General features: G+C 60.9%; 17 protein-coding genes. 8 read left to right on the top strand and 9 right to left on the bottom strand.

The genetic code is table 11. The features are described from left to right. Nucleotides 1–4 precede the first annotated feature (4 nt). Together BK667_RS22065 and BK667_RS22070 are read right to left on the bottom strand one after the other, a co-directional pair. A complete protein-coding gene (locus BK667_RS22065) occupies nt 5–601 on the bottom strand; it encodes a GNAT family N-acetyltransferase (RefSeq protein WP_123598890.1) in 597 nt (198 codons plus the stop codon). A gap of 14 nt (nt 602–615) precedes the next feature. Continuing rightward, nucleotides 616–1,410, bottom strand: a complete 795-nt coding sequence (locus BK667_RS22070; RefSeq protein WP_123598891.1) for a DUF4349 domain-containing protein — start codon at nt 1,408–1,410, stop codon at nt 616–618. A 147-nt stretch (nt 1,411–1,557) separates the two neighbouring features. On the opposite strand from BK667_RS22070, the gene BK667_RS22075 reads away from it, so the two are divergent. Beyond that, a complete protein-coding gene (locus BK667_RS22075) occupies nt 1,558–2,181 on the top strand; it encodes a glutathione S-transferase N-terminal domain-containing protein (RefSeq protein ID WP_123513706.1) in 624 nt (207 codons plus the stop codon). Between the two features lie 116 nt (nt 2,182–2,297). On the opposite strand, the gene BK667_RS22080 is transcribed toward BK667_RS22075, so the two are convergent. After that, entirely contained in the window at nt 2,298–2,738 is a 441-nt protein-coding gene (locus BK667_RS22080) for a CBS domain-containing protein (protein WP_123598892.1), read from the bottom strand. A 93-nt stretch (nt 2,739–2,831) separates the two neighbouring features. Beyond that, the gene (locus BK667_RS22085) at nt 2,832–3,740 is read right to left on the bottom strand and encodes a LysR family transcriptional regulator (protein WP_123598893.1); all 909 of its coding nucleotides are present in this window, start codon (nt 3,738–3,740) and stop codon (nt 2,832–2,834) included. Nucleotides 3,741–3,954: 214 nt separating this feature from the next. Between BK667_RS22085 and BK667_RS22090 the strand changes: the two genes are divergently transcribed. Further along, entirely contained in the window at nt 3,955–4,788 is an 834-nt protein-coding gene (locus BK667_RS22090) for an SDR family oxidoreductase (RefSeq protein WP_123598894.1), read from the top strand. 278 nt (nt 4,789–5,066) lie between these two features. Beyond that, the gene (locus BK667_RS22095; protein ID WP_185058260.1) at nt 5,067–7,427 is read left to right on the top strand and encodes a DNA polymerase II; all 2,361 of its coding nucleotides are present in this window, start codon (nt 5,067–5,069) and stop codon (nt 7,425–7,427) included. Here BK667_RS22095 and BK667_RS22100 read toward each other — a convergent pair. The 3 genes from BK667_RS22100 to BK667_RS22110 form a co-directional block, all read right to left on the bottom strand. Next, nucleotides 7,392–7,862 carry a DUF1810 domain-containing protein gene (locus BK667_RS22100; protein ID WP_123598896.1) on the bottom strand — a complete coding sequence of 157 codons (471 nt, stop codon included), beginning with the start codon at nt 7,860–7,862 and terminating at the stop codon, nt 7,392–7,394. The two genes, BK667_RS22095 and BK667_RS22100, sit on opposite strands and share 36 nt — an antisense overlap. A 28-nt stretch (nt 7,863–7,890) precedes the next feature. Beyond that, complete coding sequence (locus BK667_RS22105; protein WP_123598897.1) at nt 7,891–8,712, bottom strand: aldo/keto reductase; 822 nt, start codon at nt 8,710–8,712, stop codon at nt 7,891–7,893. 189 nt (nt 8,713–8,901) lie between these two features. Beyond that, nucleotides 8,902–10,050, bottom strand: a complete 1,149-nt coding sequence (locus tag BK667_RS22110; RefSeq protein WP_123598898.1) for an aldose epimerase family protein — start codon at nt 10,048–10,050, stop codon at nt 8,902–8,904. Between the two features lie 236 nt (nt 10,051–10,286). Between BK667_RS22110 and BK667_RS22115 the strand changes: the two genes are divergently transcribed. Beyond that, complete coding sequence (locus BK667_RS22115; protein ID WP_123513685.1) at nt 10,287–11,024, top strand: hypothetical protein; 738 nt, start codon at nt 10,287–10,289, stop codon at nt 11,022–11,024. Nucleotides 11,025–11,073: 49 nt separating this feature from the next. On the opposite strand, the gene BK667_RS33320 is transcribed toward BK667_RS22115, so the two are convergent. After that, a complete protein-coding gene (locus BK667_RS33320) occupies nt 11,074–11,220 on the bottom strand; it encodes a hypothetical protein (RefSeq protein ID WP_185058261.1) in 147 nt (48 codons plus the stop codon). A 21-nt stretch (nt 11,221–11,241) separates the two neighbouring features. On the opposite strand from BK667_RS33320, the gene BK667_RS22120 reads away from it, so the two are divergent. The 3 genes from BK667_RS22120 (at nt 11,242) to BK667_RS22135 (ending at nt 15,191) form a co-directional block, all read left to right on the top strand. Beyond that, complete coding sequence (locus BK667_RS22120) at nt 11,242–12,027, top strand: sulfite exporter TauE/SafE family protein (RefSeq protein ID WP_123513683.1); 786 nt, start codon at nt 11,242–11,244, stop codon at nt 12,025–12,027. Nucleotides 12,028–12,363: 336 nt separating this feature from the next. Continuing rightward, nucleotides 12,364–12,963, top strand: coding sequence for a biliverdin-producing heme oxygenase (locus tag BK667_RS22130; RefSeq protein ID WP_185058262.1), 600 nt, complete (start codon nt 12,364–12,366; stop codon nt 12,961–12,963). After that, nucleotides 12,960–15,191 (top strand): ATP-binding protein, encoded by a 2,232-nt coding sequence (locus BK667_RS22135; RefSeq protein WP_123598900.1) that lies wholly within the window; start codon nt 12,960–12,962, stop codon nt 15,189–15,191. The genes BK667_RS22130 and BK667_RS22135 overlap by 4 nt, the downstream gene beginning before the upstream one ends. Here the strand turns inward: BK667_RS22135 and BK667_RS22140 are convergent. Then, nucleotides 15,188–15,556: a VOC family protein gene (locus BK667_RS22140; protein ID WP_123598901.1), complete on the bottom strand. Its 369-nt coding sequence runs from the start codon at nt 15,554–15,556 to the stop codon at nt 15,188–15,190. The two genes, BK667_RS22135 and BK667_RS22140, sit on opposite strands and share 4 nt — an antisense overlap. A gap of 316 nt (nt 15,557–15,872) precedes the next feature. On the opposite strand from BK667_RS22140, the gene BK667_RS22145 reads away from it, so the two are divergent. Then, entirely contained in the window at nt 15,873–16,436 is a 564-nt protein-coding gene (locus BK667_RS22145; RefSeq protein ID WP_123598902.1) for a DUF4174 domain-containing protein, read from the top strand. Nucleotides 16,437–16,498: the final 62 nt, after the last annotated feature.

The raw sequence follows: 16,498 nt of genomic DNA on the forward strand, positions 1-16,498 counted from the left end.
CTTATCAATCGCAGTGTTCGGGACGATCACGCTCGATCAGCGACAGATACTGTTCACGCGTACCGCCATTCAACGGTTTGATCAGGATGTCCACGCTATGGCTGAGTCTGCCCATCTCGATCCCTTCGCGTGTTCGAACCTCGGCAAAACCGAGCGCACGCCAGAAGCGCCCGGCCTTCACGTTGCTGCGCACCACGCACAGGCGCAACCAATCGGCGCCATTGGCGCGGGCCCAGGTTTCAACGTCGCGATACAGCGTCTGCGCGATGCCAGAGCCATGCAGGTCATTGGCAATGATGAACAGACCGATGTGCCACACCTTCGGCGCCAGCAAGTCCGAGACGAACTGCAACGCCGCCACTAACGGACGATCCTCGGCCTGATAGCCCAGCATCCAGTTTTTACTGAAGCTCCAGCCGGGTGGCAGTTCGCCGAGCAGTTCTTCGCGGGCCTTGTCGGGGCCCGCGGGTTCACCTTCGACGATCAGAAAGTAATCCGGATTGGCCTCGAAGAAGGCTTGCAGAAGCGTTGCATCCTCGACGGTCAGTTCACGCACGCCTATTTGCGAGGCGCTGCACAGTGGAAGTGCCGGTGTCTGCATGAGGGTCTCCTGGCTCAGGTGCGCCGACGAACAAACTTGCGCCACAGCCAGACCCACAGCATCAACAGCGGAAAGGCCAGGATCAGGAACGGCAGCGCGTAACTGCCTTTTTCCAATGCGTCGACGGCGCCATCGGCCAGGTTGTCCAGCAAGTTGCTGAACGCTTGGCTCAGGTGCGACGAGCGACTGCTGGCGCCGGTCGGCTGGAACGACAGGGTCACCCGATTGGTGTCGAGTCGGCGCTGATGCCCGGCGGCCACCTGGGCCAGGGCTTGCAGGTCGTTTTCGATGCCGGCCTGTTCCTTGCTCAGGGCGATCAGGTCGGTGACGCTGATGTCTTTGCGGCTGGCCAGTTGGTCCAGGCGCTGTTGCTGGGCCTGGAGGCGTTCCTGACGGCGGCGGGTGTCGTCCACGGCATCGGCCAGGTCTTCGGCGGTGGTGACTCGCTGGCCCATTTCACCGCCCTCGGCGGCCATGGCGACCAACGGCTCGACACCGACGGGGGCGATGCGCAAGGTGATCTCGGCCCGGCCGGCGCCTTGCTCGATGCGCAACACATTACAGGCGCCGAAGCGCGCGGTTTCGCAAGCCTCGCGGGTGGCCTGCAAGCGCGGCGCGATTTGCGCTTGTGGCAGCAATAACTGCACATCATGCTCATAGGCGAGCATCGCGCCGCCCCGTCCTTGTTCACCGGCTAGACTGGCCGATGACGGCCGTTCGCTCGGCGAGCAGCCGCCCAAGGCCAGGCAGGCCAGAACAAACCAATAGACGCGAGGCAGTGAGGCGGGTTTGCCATCCGGTTGGCGCATATTCTTTCCTTGAAGTGTGCAACGGGACGTCGGCAGTGCGTCCCGGGATGGCGCATCTTACCTGCATCATTCGGCCAAATGGCAGGGAACATGCTCCCGTGGCCAGCCGTCTACCGACTGACAGTTTGATCGCCGGGAGGGCGCGACATGTATCAGCTTTACGGACACCCGAATTCCGGTGCGGCGGCGATCGAAGCCGCCCTCGAACTCTGCGCGATTCCTTATCGCTTCATCGACGTGGCCGCGTCTGCCGAGGCCGCGCATGCGCTGGAAAAACTCAACCCGCTCAAGCAGATTCCAGCCCTGGAACTGCCCGACGGCAGCATCCTCACCGAAAGCGCGGCGATCCTGATTCACTTGGGCCTGACCTTTCCCTCGTCGGGCCTGTTGCCGGACGACCCGATAGAACGTGATCAAGCCATTCGCGGCCTGGTGTACATCGTCAGCAATTGCTATTCGGCCATCGGCATCATCGACTATCCCGAGCGCTGGTTGATCGAGGCGGATGAGGCGTCCAGGGAAAACCTCATGGCCGGCGCCCGTGCACGACTGCACTGGAGTTGGGAGGTGTTTGCCGATGAGTTTTCCGGCGAGCTGTACCTGGGCGAAGAAACGCCGGGGGCGCTGGATGTGCTGGCGGCAGTGGTGTCGCGCTGGGCCGGCAGCCGCGAGCATTTACGCAACGCCCGGCCCGGGTTCTATGCCTGGCTGACGCGAATTGATCGGCATCCGACCTTGGCGCCAGTCTTCGCCAGGCATTGGCCGACCTGAACTTACAGCGACCTCCCGTAGGAGCAAAGCTTGCTCGCGAAAGCGGTGTGTCAGCCAAATCTATAGCAACTGACACACCGCTTTCGCGAGCAAGCTTCGCTCCTACAGGGGGAACATCATTCCCCGCGAATGTACTGCTCCAACTGTCGAATCAATTCCGCCTGTTCGGCAATCGCTTCCTTGACCAGGTCACCAATCGACAACAAGCCCAGCAGCTTACCGTTTTCCACCACCGGCAAGTGCCGCAGGCGTTTGTCGGACATGATGCCCATGCAGGTTTCGACGCTTTGATGGGTGTCCACGGTAATCACCGGCGACACCATGATTTCGCTGACTGGCGTGCCGACCGAGGACCGCCCCTTGAGCACCAGTTTGCGCGCGTAATCACGCTCACTGATGATGCCCACGACCTCGCCATTCGCCAGCACCGGCAGCGCACCGACGTTTTTCGCGGCCATGACCATCAGCGCTTCCAACACCATTTGATGCGGGGCGATGGTATGGACTTCGTGGTTTTCATCGGCCTTTAACTTGAGCAGTTGGGCGACGGTTTTCATGGCGGCTTCTCTGGTGTTGTGATTGTTCTTGAAGAATCGTAGACGCAAGCCTTCAGGGCAAGGCAGAAAGCGGCAGATAACGCGCAAAAAACGTCATTCGGCGGTTTTTCTTCCGCAAACCTCGCGAACCAAGTCAATAAACGCGCGCAAACCGGCGGGTACGTGGCGGTTGGCCGGGTAGTACAGGCACAGGCCGGGGTAGGGCGGCAGCCAGTCTTGCAGCACCCGAATCAGCCGACCGGCGGCCAGATGCCCGGCAATTGAGTGTTCGCTGGTACAGGCCAGTCCGACGCCCTGAAGCGCCGCGTCAACGATCAGTTGATGGCTGTCGAGGGTCAGCGGGCCGTTGACGTCGATGATCTGCTGCTGGCCACGTTTTTCGAATTCCCAACGGTACAGCGTGCCGCTGGCAAATCGCGTGCGAATGCAGCTGTGCCCGGCCAGGTCTGTCGGTGAACGGGGTTTGCCATGGCGGGCGAAATAGTCGGGCGAACCGACCACCGCAAACTGCAACGGCGGACTGCAAGGCACGGCAATCATGTCCAGGGGCACGCTGTCGGCCAGGCGAATGCCGGCGTCGAAACCGTCGGCGACAATGTCCACCAACCCGCTGTCGGTGACGATGTCCAGGCGCATGTCCGGGTAACGCTTGAGGAACTCAACCACCACCGGCGTCATGATCATCTGCACCGCGGCTTCGGAGGCGTTGATGCGCAGGGTGCCGCTCGGGGTGTCACGAAACTGGTTCACCGCTTCCATTGCCGCCGAGATCTCGTGCAACGCCGGCCGCACCCGGGCCAGAAACTGCTCGCCGGCCTCCGACAGCGACACACTGCGAGTGGTGCGATTGAACAACCGCACGCCCATGCGCTGCTCCAGCGCGGCGATGGCATGGCTCATGGCCGAAGGCGACATGCCCAGCTCATCCGCGGCACGGCGGAAACTGCGGTGGGTCGAAACGGCGACTACCGCGTTGAGTTCCAGCAAACCCATCTTTTGCATTGTGCTGTTTCCTGCATCAGTTCATCCCATATTAGCCCGATTGTTTGAAGGATGGCTGGCGCCTACCTTGATCCCGAACTCACCACCAATCCCCTGTAGGAGCGAAGCTTGCTCGCGAAAGCGGTGTTTCAGTCAAATCAATGCCAGCTGACACACCGCCTTCGCGAGCAAGCTTCGCTCCTACAAGGGACATCATCTTGATCGGGAATTTCTCATGACCCAGACCGTCCTCATCACCGGCGCCTCCACCGGCTTCGGCCAATCCGCCGCGCAATTGTTTGCAGCCCAGGGCTGGAACGTCATCGCTACCATGCGCGACCCTTGCGCCGGTGCAGCACTGGCAACCCTCGACAACGTCTTGGTGACCCGCCTCGACGTCCAGGATCCTGCCAGCATCGACACCGCGATTGCCGCAGGAGTCGAGCGTTTCGGCCAAATCGATGTGTTGGTCAATAACGCCGGTTTCGGCCTGTTCGGCGTGTTCGAAGGCACCTCCCGGGAGAAAATCCGCGAGCAGTTCGACGTCAATGTCTTCGGCGTGATGGACGTGACCCGGGCGATCCTGCCGCATATGCGTCAGCGCCGGGCCGGGGTAATCATCAATGTCAGTTCCGGCGCCGGGGTGTTTGGCTTGCCGATGATTTCGGCCTACAACGCCAGCAAGTTTGCGCTGGAAGGGTTTTGCGAGTCGCTGTCCTATGAACTGGCATCGCAGAACATCACCGTAAAAATCGTCGAGCCGGGCGGGGTGGTCAGCACCGGGTTTGGTTCACGCTCGGCGGCCGAGGCCGCACAACTGAGCACGCCGGGGGATTACGACGCATTTGTCGGCGCCGCGCTGAAGGCATTCGAAGGGTTGCGCGGGGAACGCCTGGCCACTTCCGAGGATGTGGCGCAGGTGATTGTCGATGCGGCGAGTGACGGGACTGACCGCTTGCGCTACGTGGCGACCCAGGATATCGAGCCGCTGGTGAAAGCGCGGCGGGAAACGTCGGAGGTGGAATACATGGCGATGATGCGCGGCAAGTTTTCTTCAGGCATTCGCTGAGATTTTTTAACTTCAGGAACCACCCCTCACCCCAGCCCTCTCCCCAAAGGGGAGAGGGGGAAAGGGAGCCGATCTCTGTCGCTTTCAAAACCTGAGTTCGACTCGATTTTTCAGGTCGATGTAACTCGTGAATACAACTCGGTCGGCTCCCTCTCTCCTCTGGGGAGAGGGCTGGGGTGAGGGGTGGATCTAAAGCTTGCCCAAAGCCATAACCCCCACGCTATCCCCCTCGATCCCGCGTAGAATTGCGCCTTGAATCAAATCTAGAGGTTGCAGTGGTGGATTTACAGCAGGGCTTCGTCCTGACCCGGCATTGGCGCGATACCCCGGCCGGCACGGAAGTCGAGTTCTGGCTGGCGACCGATGCCGGTCCCCGGCGCATCCGCCTGCCTCATCAACCGTCGGTGGCGTTTATCCCGGCCGAGCAGCGCGAGCAGGCCGAAACCGTGCTGCGTGGCGAAAAGAACGTAGAGCTGCGGCCCCTGGCCCTGCTGGACTTCGAGCATCGTCCAGTGCTGGGCCTGTATTGCCAGCAGCACGGTCAGTTGATGCGTCTGGAAACCGCGCTGCGCAAGGCCGGGGTCGAGATGTTCGAGGCCGACGTGCGCCCGCCGGAACGCTACATGATGGAGCGTTTCATCACCGCGCCCGTGCAATTCGGCGGCACGCCCAGCGCCGACGGGCTGCTGCTCGACGCGCAAATGAAACCGGCCCCCGGTTACCGGCCGAACCTGCGGCTGGTGTCCCTGGACATCGAAACCACCGCTCAAGGCGAGTTGTATTCCATCGCGCTGGAAGGCTGCGGCGAGCGTCAGGTCTACATGCTCGGCCCGCCGAATGGCGACGCCAGCGCCGTGGATTTCCAGCTCGAATACTGCGACTCCCGAACCCTGCTGCTGAAAAAACTCAACGAGTGGTTCGCCCGACACGACCCCGACGCGATCATCGGCTGGAACGTCGTGCAGTTCGACTTGCGCGTGCTCCACGAACACGCCCGGCGCCTCGCGGTGCCGCTGAAACTGGGGCGTGGCGGCGAAGAGATGCAGTGGCGCGAACACGGCAGCCGCAACCATTACTTCGCCGCAGCCGCCGGACGATTGATCATCGATGGCATCGAATCCCTGCGCTCGGCGACCTGGAGTTTCCCTTCATTCAGCCTGGAAAACGTCGCGCAAACCCTGCTCGGCGAAGGCAAGGCGATCAGCACGCCGTACCAGCGCATGGACGAAATCAACCGCATGTTTGCCGAGGACAAACCGGCGCTCGCCACCTACAACCTCAAGGACTGCGAACTGGTCACGCGGATTTTCGCCAAGACCGAGTTGCTGACCTTCCTGCTGGAGCGGGCCAGCGTCACCGGGTTGCCGGCGGATCGCAGCGGTGGTTCGGTGGCGGCGTTCACGCATTTGTATATGCCGCTGATGCACCGCCAGGGCTTCGTCGCACCGAACCTCGGCGGCAAGCCACCAGAGGCCAGTCCTGGCGGATTTGTCATGGATTCGCAACCGGGGCTGTACGAATCGGTTTTGGTGCTCGATTACAAGAGCCTCTACCCATCGATCATCCGCACCTTCCTGATTGACCCGGTGGGGCTGATCGAGGGCCTCAAGCACCCCGATGACAGCGAGTCGGTGCCAGGCTTTCGCGGTGCGCGTTTTTCCCGCACCCGGCATTGCCTGCCGGCCATCGTCGCCCGGGTCGCCGAGGGGCGCGAAACCGCCAAGCGTGAACACAACGCGCCGCTGTCCCAAGCCCTGAAAATCATCATGAACGCCTTCTACGGCGTGCTCGGTTCCAGCGGTTGCCGGTTCTTCGATACGCGACTGGCGTCGTCCATCACCCTGCGCGGCCACGAAATCATGCTGCGCACCCGCCAATTGATCGAAGCCCAGGGCCACGCGGTGATTTACGGCGACACCGACTCGACCTTCGTCTGGCTGCGTCGCGCCCACGGTCAGGAAGAAGCGGCGCAGATCGGCCGCGCCCTGGTGGATCACGTCAACCAATGGTGGCGCGAACATGTGCAGCAGCAATACGGTCTGGAAAGTGCGCTGGAGTTGCAGTTCGAAACCCACTACAAACGCTTCCTGATGCCGACCATTCGCGGGGCCGAGGAGGGCAGCAAGAAGCGTTACGCCGGGCTGGTCACCCGCGCCGATGGCACCGACGAAATGATCTACAAGGGCCTGGAAACCGTGCGCACCGACTGGTCGCTGCTGGCCCGGCAATTTCAGCAGGAGCTGTACTCGCGGATCTTCCATCGCCAGCCGTATCAGGACTATGTGCGCGACTACGTGCGCAAGACCCTGGCGGGGGCGTTCGATGATCGGCTGGTCTACCGCAAACGCCTGCGCCGCACCCTCGATGACTATGAACGCAACGTGCCGCCCCATGTGCGAGCGGCGCGGATGGCTGACGCCTATAACGATGAGCGGGGGCGGCCGCGGCAATATCAGAACGGCGGCTGGATCAGCTACGTGATCACCGTTTCCGGGCCCGAGCCGCTGGAAATCCGCAGTGCGCCGATCGACTACGACCACTACGTCACCCGGCAACTGCAACCGGTGGCCGATGCGATCCTGCCGTTTGTCGATGACGACTTTTCAACCCTGATTGGTGGGCAGTTGGGCCTGTTTTAAGTCCAGCAGTGATAGCGTCCAGTCATCCTGAATGCCGTGGAAATAGCGGTCCAGTGCCTTATGGAACACGCTGCCGTCGGGGGCGATCTGGGCGAACAGGGTCATGGAGGAATGAAACTTGAGATCATCGGGATGGCCGAAAATCTCGGCGATCGAGCGTTTTTTCAGGTTCAACACCAATTGGGTGCAGGTGCGCAGACGTGGACCCAATAGTGGGTGATTCAAGTAGGCCGCCGCTTCTTCGGCGCAGGTGATGGCAAAGTGGCGGGACATCTCGCTGCCGCCGAGCCCGGCAATCTGCGGAAAGATGAACCACATCCAGTGCCGGCGCTTCTGGCCGGCGCGCAATTCCTCTTGAACTCTTTCGAACACCGGGTCCTGTGCCTGGACAAAGCGTGGCAGATTGAACGAGTCGAGCGGATCGGTGCTTCTCATTCCGAAGCCCTCTACAGGTCGCGATGGCTCAGACCATGGCCAACCGCTGCTTACGTTGTGGCGCGTGAAACGCGTGGTCCAGCGCCTCCAGATCCGTCGCTTCCAGCTTCAACTGCGCGGCTTGCGCATTGAGCGTCACGTGCTCGGGTCGGACCGCTTTGGGAATGGCGATGACACTGTCCTGACGCAGTATCCATGCCAGTGCTACCTGGGCCGGTGTCGCCTCGTGACGGGCGGCCACCTGCTTGAGCGTAGAGTTGACCAGCATATGCCCACCTTGACCGATGGGACAGTAGGCCATGACCGGCAGTTGCTGTTGTTCGCACCAGGGCAGCAGGTCGAATTCGATGCCGCGTTCTTCCAGGTTGTACAGCACCTGATTGGTGGCGCAGGCCGGTGCGGCCAGTTCCTGCAGGTCATCGACGTCGAAATTGGACACACCCCAACGGCCGATCTTGCCCTCTTCGCGCAGGCGTTCGAAGGCTTCGACGGTTTCTTCCAAGGGGTATTGGCCGCGCCAGTGCAGCAGGTATAGATCGATGTAATCGGTGTTCAAGCGCCGCAGGCTGCGCTCGCAGGCCTGGGGAATGCCTTTGCGGCTGGCGTTGTGCGGGTAGACCTTACTGACCAGAAAGACCTGATCGCGCAGACCACCGATGGCTTCCCCCACCACCTCTTCGGCACCGCCCTCGGCGTACATTTCGGCGGTGTCGATCAGCGTCATGCCCAGCTCGATGCCCTGGCGCAGGGCCGCGACTTCATTACGGTGCGCCGAGCGATCCTCGCCCATGCGCCAGGTGCCCTGGCCGATGATCGGTACCTGAACGCCGGCCAGTTCAAGGGTCCGCATGAAAAACCTCCTCAGTGAAACGCAATCGATACTTCAGTGGGCAGCAGAATAGCCCATGGGTTCCCTAGGCCAAAACCGGTAGGAGCAAAGCTTGCTCGCGATTGCGGTCTGACATTCAACGTTGATGTTGAATGACACGGCCTTATCGCGAGCAAGCTTTGCTCCTACCGGGGAGGGTGTGGCTCGGGGTTATTGCGCGGAGAACTTGAACACGGTGTGTTGGGTGTATGTTTTGCCCGGGTCCAGGCGTGTCGAAGGGAAGTTCGGTTGGTTCGGCGAATCCGGGTAGTGCTGGGTTTCCAGGGTAAATGCGCTCCAGTGCGCATAGGTCTTGCCAGCCTTGCCCTTGACCGAACCATCGAGGAAGTTGCTGGTGTAGAACTGCACACCCGGTTCGGTGGTGTAGAGCTGCAAGCGGCGGCCGGTCTGTGGGTCGCTGACGTCGGCGGCGAGTTTTTTCACGTCACCCTTGGCATCCAGCGCCCAGTTGAAGTCGAAGCCACCCTGTTTCGGTTCGGCAAATTTAAGCTGCGGGTGATCGGCCTTGATGTTTTTGCCGATGGCGGTCGGCTGGGTGAAGTCCATCGGCGTGCCGGCCACCGGCGCCAGTTCACCGGTAGGGATCAGCGTGCCATTGATCGGCGTGTAATGACTGGCGTGCAGGGTGGCGAGCTGTTTCAGTACATCGCCATTGCCAGCGCCAGCCAGGTTGAAATAACTGTGGTTGGTCAGGTTCAGCACCGTGGGTTTGTCGGTGCTGGCCTTGTAGTCAATGCGCAACTCGTTGTTCTCGGTGAGGCTATAGGTGACCTCGGTTTTCAGGTTGCCGGGGAAACCCATTTCACCGTCCTTCGACAGATAGGTCAGGGTCACGCCCACCGAATCCTTGCCCTTGCTCGGCTCCGCCTTCCACACGTGCTTGTCGAAACCCTGGGTGCCGCCGTGCAGCGAGTTGGGGCCATCGTTGTTCGGCACTTGATAGCGTTTGCCGTCCAATTCAAAAGCGCCGCCGGCCAGGCGATTGCCGAAGCGGCCGATGGTCGCGCCGAAGTAAGCCGTACCAGCCTGATAACCCTGGACGTCATCGAAGCCGAGGACGATGTCATCGACCTTGCCGTTTTTGTCCGGCACTTTCAGCGATTGCAGCGTGGCGCCGTAGGTGATGACCGTGGCTTGCAGGCCATGGCTGTTGCGTAGGATGTATTGCTCGACGGGCGTGCCGTCATTGGTTTTGCCGAAGGCTTTGTGTTCGCTGGACAGGCCGGCGGCGTGGGCGGGAAGGGTGGCGATCATCAGGGACAGTCCGAGGCCGGAAAGCAGGTAGCGGGATTGAAGCATGGTTGATCTTCCTTTTTGTTGTTTTGATCAGTAGTCATACTAAATATCGACTAGAAGAAAATTTATAGCTGATTAATCGATTAATTCCACAATAAAGTCCGACTAAATGCTCGCGGCAAAAAAACCGGTTATCGGTCAGGCGCCGTCGGCACTGCACTTTTTTGGATTAACCGGCTCTATCCATGGCCAGGCTGCGGCGACTCCCGCCGCGCAGGAATGTGTCAGCCCAAGAACCCATGGCTCGAGTGTTACCCCGCCTTCAAACCCGAATTCGCCTGCTGGTGTGCCTGTCGTTGCTCTTCGCCAGCGGTTGCAGCCAGCAGCAAGGCAGTGATGTCATCAACCAGTTTCGCGAAGGCAAACCCCAGGAATTTCTCCAGACCAGCGTCGACCGCATGGCCACGTTGTCGATGCACGACAACCTGGAAAGTCTCTATCTGTTGATGAGCAAGCTCTACCTGCGCAACCCCCAGGAGCTGAAGAAATCCGGCTTCCTCGATGCCCGCACCGCCGAAAAGCAAGTGCGCGAGGCCATCGAAATGCAACAACCGCTGCCGACCCTGGGGGGCAAGAAAGACCTGGCGGCGTTGAGCTATGCGATGAGCCCGGAGTTTCTCGGGGACCGGGTCGGGGCCTTCATCTATGCCATCGGCAGCATGCTGGTCACCGCCCACGGCAATCGCCTGGAGTTCTACATGACCGATGCGATCAACCCGGTGTTCGTCAGCAACGCCGCGCGCAACATCGAAAAAGCCACGTGGATCCTCAGTCAGCGGCAGAACAAGAACGGTGAACCGTTGCTGTTCTCCAACGAAATCTCGGAGGAGGGCAGCAACCTGAGTTTTGCGGTGGAGTTCGGCAAGATCGTGGCGCGCCTGGATTTGTTGACGCAGATGCTGGATGAGCGGTATCGGCGGATTGGGCTGAATTATGCGCAGAGCCTGCTATTCCTCAATTTCCTCCCCGTCCAATAACCCAACACAATCCCTTGTAGGAGCGAAGCTTGCTCGCGAAGACGGTGTGTCAGACAACAGAGATGTTGGATGTGCCGGCCTCTTCGCGAGCAAGCTTCGCTCCTACAGGTGCGTGGGTGTATTGGGCATAACGATAGACCGCATCGATATAAGTGGTTATAAGAAAAATCGCTATGCTGCGGGCCAGTTTTTTCATGCGTTTTCTGTGGGCGTGTTAATGGATTTCGGTAATTTCGGGTTAGTCGTTGCAGGCTTGGTGGTGGGCTTTATCGTCGGGATGACCGGCGTGGGCGGCGGTTCGCTGATGACGCCGATTCTGTTGTGGTTCGGCGTCAACCCGGCCACTGCGGTGGGCACGGACTTGCTGTACGCGGCCATTACCAAATCCAGCGGCGTGCTGGTGCATCGCAAGAACAAGAACATCGATTGGGCGATTACCGGTTGGCTGACACTCGGCAGCGTGCCAGCGGTGGCCATGACGCTGTGGTTCCTCAGTAGCCTGCACACCGCGCCCGAGGCGATGAACGCCATCATCAAGCAGGCCCTGGGTTTCGTATTGTTTGCCACGGCCATGGCGATTTTCTTCAAGAAACGCCTGCTCGACTTCGCCCACAAACGCGCCGGTGGCAACTACAACCCCAGCGGTTCGCGCCTGAACGTGATGACGGTCATCACCGGCCTGATCCTCGGCACCATGGTCGCCCTGACGTCCATCGGCGCCGGCGCCCTGGGCACCGTGGCGCTGTTTATCCTTTATCCACTCCTGCCGACCCGTCGCCTCGTCGGCACGGAAATCGCCCACGCCGTGCCCCTGACCCTGGTGGCTGGCCTCGGCCACGCGAGCATGGGCAACATGGATTGGCATGTGCTGGGTTTCCTGCTGATCGGTTCGCTGCCGGGGATCTGGCTGGGCAGCCACCTGACCGGGCGCATCTCCGACGAATTGCTGCGCCCGTGCCTGGCGACGATGTTGCTGTTGATCGGCTATAAACTCGCGTTCTGATCTCCCCAATCTATTGATTCAACCCTGACCTGTGGGAGCGAGCTTGCTCGCGATAGCGGACTGACAGTCAACATCTATGTTGAATGAAAGGGCCTCATCGCGAGCAAGCTCGCTCCCACAGGAATTGGGTGTTCGGCCCGTTCGCACCGCCGCGCGTAAACAAACCACTTCTAACCCCCTATAGGTGCTACGGTGCAACGCCATCCTTTCATTCGTCCACGAATGACCTGTCGGCATTCCCCCGTGATCGACAAGGAAGAGGTGAAACGTGCACACGTTAATCGACGTGGCTGAGCGTCAAATCCACTCAGCCGGGTATTGCCTCGACGCCTTGTCGTGACCGTCCCGCCCAAAAGCCTGCCGCTGATTCTCAGTGAGCTGCGCATTGCGACCACCCAGCAACATCAGCTGCTGGAAAAACGCATCCCTTTTTTCACCGCCGACCAGGAACTGTATACGCGCCTGATCGAAGCCTATTTCGGGTTCTATCGACCGCTGGAAAACCTGCTGTGCCAGACCGCCATGACCATTTCAGGCCTGGACTGGCTGATCCGCAGCAAAACCCCCTCCCTGGAAGCCGACCTGTATGCGTTGGGCCTGGACGCGGACGAGATTGCGAGAATTCCCCAGTGCGCGTTTTCCTTGGAGATCAATTGCGCGGCCGATGTGCTGGGCGTGTTGTACGTCCTTGAGGGTGCGACGCTGGGCGGGCAATCCCTGCGCAACGGCTTGTACTCGCGCCTGGGCATCGATGAACACCGGGGCGGGCGGTTTTTTGCGGTGTACGGGACGTCGACCCTGGTGATGTGGCGGGGTTTTCTGGCGTGTCTGTATGAAGTGCGCGACCCGGCCGAGCGCGCGCAATCGGTGGTCGCCGCCGAGGCGACCTTCAAGGCTTTCGAACACTGGCTTGAGCGCCGCAGGGTGTTGCAATGAATCGCCTGAGCCCTGAGCAACTGGACGCCGCGCTTGCCCAATGCGCCGATGAGCCGATCCGGATTCCGGGTTCGATCCAGCCCCATGGCGTGCTGCTGACCCTGAGCGAGCCGGGGTTGATCATCGGTCAGATCAGCAGCAACTGCGCGGCGATGTTCGGGCACTCGGTCGAGGCCTTGTTGCAGCAACCGTTGGCGACGCTGACGGGCGCGACGGCGGTGGAGCAAGTCCGTCAGGCGCTGCTGCCGGCGGAACTGGAAGACGCCAATCCGCTGGTGCTGGAAATCGGCGGCCAGCGCTTCAACGGGTCGCTCAGTCGTCATGACGGCGTGATCATTCTTGAGCTGGAACCGTGGTGGGAAGCTGCCCAGGACAACACCGTCATTCTGCTGCGCGCCTTGCGGCGCATGCAGGCGGCCGCGACGTTGCAGGACCTGTACACCGTCAGTGTCGAAGAAATCCGCCACCTGACCGGCTTCGACCGCGTGATGATTTACCGCTTCGAACCGGCCGGTCACGGCCAGGTCATCAGCGAAGCATTGGGCGGCCTGTTGCCCGGCTATCTCGGCCAGTGCTTTCCGGCCTCGGACATTCCGCCCCAGGCCCGAGAGTTGTATCGCCTGAACTGGATCCGGGTGATTCCCGATGCGCGTTATGTGCCGGTGCCGATCCTGCCGGTGCTGCGCCCCGATAACGGACAGTCGCTGGACCTTGGTTTCTCGATGTTGCGCAGCGTGTCGCCGGTGCACTGCCAATACCTGGACAACATGGGCGTGCGCGCTTCCATGAGCCTGTCGCTGCTGGAGCAGGATCGGCTGTGGGGCCTGATCACCTGCGCCCATCCCGAGCCGCTGTTGGTTAGCCATCCGGTGCGCACCATGTGCACCGCGATTGCCCAGTTGCTCAGCGTGCAGATCACCGCACTGCAAACCCGGGACTTGCAGGCGGACCGCGAACAAAAGTCGCGACTCATTAAAGAACTGACTGCGGCGATGCGTCTGGCCGAACACGATGTGCTGGACGGTCTGGCGAATCATCCGCAGCAACTGTTGAGTCTGACCGGGGCCAGTGGCGTGGCGGTGTTGATCGAGGATCGCTTGCAGTTGATCGGTCAATGCCCGACGCAAGAACAGGTCCGCGCGCTGTATCTGTGGGTGCGCGAGCAATGCCTGGACAGCGGCGAGTTGCTGGTGACCGATCATCTGCAAAGCCTGCACGGCGTCAGCGCCACGTACAGCGATGTCGCCAGCGGTCTGTTGGCGTTCGTACTGCCCAAACCGGTGGACAACGCGGTGATCTGGTTTGGCGCGCAACTGCGTTCCAGCATGAAATGGAGCGGCAATCCCGATGAGCATTTGGTTGCCGGCACTGACGCCAGCCAACGGCTGCAACCGCGCAAATCCTTTGAGGTCTGGGAGCAACAAGTAGAGGGCAGGGCGCGAACGTGGAGCGCCGCCGATGCCTACGCGGCCCTGCAATTGCGCCGAGGCGCCATCGAAGACGACCTGGCCCGCCAGGTGCGCCGCGAACATGAAGCGGTGCGGGTACGCGATGAGCTGGTGGCGGTGGTGTCTCACGATCTGCGCAACCCGATGACAATTATCATCATGCAGTGCGGAATGATGCAGCGCCTGGTGTCTCGCGATGAAGGCAAGCACGCCGTGCGCATGAGTGCCGCGCTGGGCACCATGGAAGAAGCCACCGCGCGCATGAACGCGCTGATTGCCGATTTGCTGGACAAGTCGCGGCTGGATGCCGGGCAATACCCGTTGGAGTGCAAGCCGCTGGATGTCGTCGAGTTGCTTGAGCAAGCGTGCGGGTTGCTGGTGACCCTGACGTCGCACAAGGGCATCGAACTCAATTGCACCAGCGCCCCCGGCATGAGCATCGACGCCGATCCGCAGCGGCTGTTCCAGGTGTTATCGAACCTGCTGGGCAACGCCATCAAATTCACCCCGACTGGCGGGCGCATCGACCTCAGTGCCTGGCAGGTGGACGACAAAGTGATGATTTCGGTGCGCGACAATGGCGGCGGTATTCATGCTGTGCAATTGCCGCATATCTTCGAGCGCTACTGGTCGGTGCGCGAAGGCAACCCCAACGGCAGCGGCTTGGGCTTGTATATCTGCCGCAGCATCGTCCAGGCCCACGGCGGCGAGCTGTGGGCTGAAAGTGAGCCGGGTGTTGGAAGTGTGTTTACCTTTTCCATCCCGGCGATGACTACCTAGGGCTGGGTCATCATCTCCAACAGGTGCCCGTCCGGGTCATCGAAATACACACGCCGGCCGCCGCCATAGTCGTTGATCTCGTTGGGCCGCTGCTTGCCCGGGTCGGCCCACCATGGCTGCTGGCGTGCTTGCAGGCGAGCGAAGGCCTGGTCGAAGTCATCGTCACCGATCAGGAACGCATAGTGCTGGGAAGCGATCGGCGGGTCGTTGTCGTAGAAATCCAGCGACACGTTGTTGTCGAGCTTGACGATCAGCATCGGCCCGAATGGCTCGGGGGCGGGCAGGCCGAGGATCTCGGCGAGGTAGTTCGCCGAGATGTGTTTGTCGCGGCACCAGACGATGGTGTGGTTCAACTGAGCGCTCATTGAGAAGTCCTCATGGCGGATCAGTTGTAAAGACTAGCTCAACCGGTGTTCCCAATCTCCTGTGGGAGCGAGCCTGCTCGCGAAAGCGGTGTGTCAGTCACATTGATGCTCGATGTGCCGCCGCCTTCGCGAGCAGGCTCGCTCCCACAAGGTTGTGCATTCACCTGAAAGACTCATCGACAGTACGCACAATCTGTTGCGCAATGCCGGCCCTGACCTAAGCTTTGGGCTAAGCGAAACATATTCGTGGATCGTCACCCGGAACGATCGCCGCGATGCGCAATCATTAGAGCGTGGATATCAAAAGGAGATGCGCATGCTCATCAGGTCATTGACCCTGACAACCCTGCTGGCATTTGCCGGCCCCCTGTTCGCCGCCGACAGCGACTCACCCCTGGCTGCGGATATGGGTAGGGCCCGACCGCTGATCGTGATCACGTCCAGTACCATTGACCCGGTTTGGCTAGGCTTGAAAAAGTCGCTTGAAGACCCGGCCAACAAGCAAGGCGTCGCCCAGCGCAATATCAAGATCTACAGCGTGCTGAACATGTCTGGCCAACTCGATGGCAAGGACATGGGTCAGCAAGACACCATGGCCCTGATCCGTTCGCTGAAACTCGGCGCCGGCGCGTTGCCCAAAGTCATCTTGCTGGGCAAGGACGGTGAGAAAAAACTTGAGAGTTCGGGGGCGGATTCGAAGGCCGTCGATCTGAAGAAAATCTTCGACACCGTCGACGCCCTGCCGCCAGAGGAGAAGGAAGCCGCAGCGCCGACCCCGCCACCGGTGGCGGCAGAACCCGCTGCGACCAAAGGCGCCAAGGGCACGAAACCGGGGAAACCGGCCAAGCCTGCCAAACCCGCTGAGCAGCCGGATGATTAGTCTTTAAATACCGCATTACCTGTGGGAGCGAGCCTGCTCGCGAATACGGTGTGTCAGTAGGC

Origin of the sequence: Pseudomonas frederiksbergensis (assembly GCF_003732705.1) — a bacterium.
Taxonomy (GTDB): Bacteria; Pseudomonadota; Gammaproteobacteria; order Pseudomonadales; family Pseudomonadaceae; genus Aquipseudomonas; species Aquipseudomonas frederiksbergensis_F.

Bases quoted from the DNA above. Each gene is read 5' to 3' on its own strand.
- BK667_RS22065 (WP_123598890.1), bottom strand. From the start codon at position 601: ATGCAGACACCGGCACTTCCACTGTGCAGCGCCTCGCAAATAGGCGTG.
- BK667_RS22070 (WP_123598891.1), bottom strand. From the start codon at position 1,410: ATGCGCCAACCGGATGGCAAACCCGCCTCACTGCCTCGCGTCTATTGG.
- BK667_RS22075 (WP_123513706.1), top strand. From the start codon at position 1,558: ATGTATCAGCTTTACGGACACCCGAATTCCGGTGCGGCGGCGATCGAA.
- BK667_RS22080 (WP_123598892.1), bottom strand. From the start codon at position 2,738: ATGAAAACCGTCGCCCAACTGCTCAAGTTAAAGGCCGATGAAAACCAC.
- BK667_RS22085 (WP_123598893.1), bottom strand. From the start codon at position 3,740: ATGCAAAAGATGGGTTTGCTGGAACTCAACGCGGTAGTCGCCGTTTCG.
- BK667_RS22090 (WP_123598894.1), top strand. From the start codon at position 3,955: ATGACCCAGACCGTCCTCATCACCGGCGCCTCCACCGGCTTCGGCCAA.
- BK667_RS22100 (WP_123598896.1), bottom strand. From the start codon at position 7,862: ATGAGAAGCACCGATCCGCTCGACTCGTTCAATCTGCCACGCTTTGTC.
- BK667_RS22105 (WP_123598897.1), bottom strand. From the start codon at position 8,712: ATGCGGACCCTTGAACTGGCCGGCGTTCAGGTACCGATCATCGGCCAG.
- BK667_RS22110 (WP_123598898.1), bottom strand. From the start codon at position 10,050: ATGCTTCAATCCCGCTACCTGCTTTCCGGCCTCGGACTGTCCCTGATG.
- BK667_RS22115 (WP_123513685.1), top strand. From the start codon at position 10,287: ATGGCTCGAGTGTTACCCCGCCTTCAAACCCGAATTCGCCTGCTGGTG.
- BK667_RS33320 (WP_185058261.1), bottom strand. From the start codon at position 11,220: ATGAAAAAACTGGCCCGCAGCATAGCGATTTTTCTTATAACCACTTAT.
- BK667_RS22120 (WP_123513683.1), top strand. From the start codon at position 11,242: ATGGATTTCGGTAATTTCGGGTTAGTCGTTGCAGGCTTGGTGGTGGGC.
- BK667_RS22135 (WP_123598900.1), top strand. From the start codon at position 12,960: ATGAATCGCCTGAGCCCTGAGCAACTGGACGCCGCGCTTGCCCAATGC.
- BK667_RS22140 (WP_123598901.1), bottom strand. From the start codon at position 15,556: ATGAGCGCTCAGTTGAACCACACCATCGTCTGGTGCCGCGACAAACAC.
- BK667_RS22145 (WP_123598902.1), top strand. From the start codon at position 15,873: ATGCTCATCAGGTCATTGACCCTGACAACCCTGCTGGCATTTGCCGGC.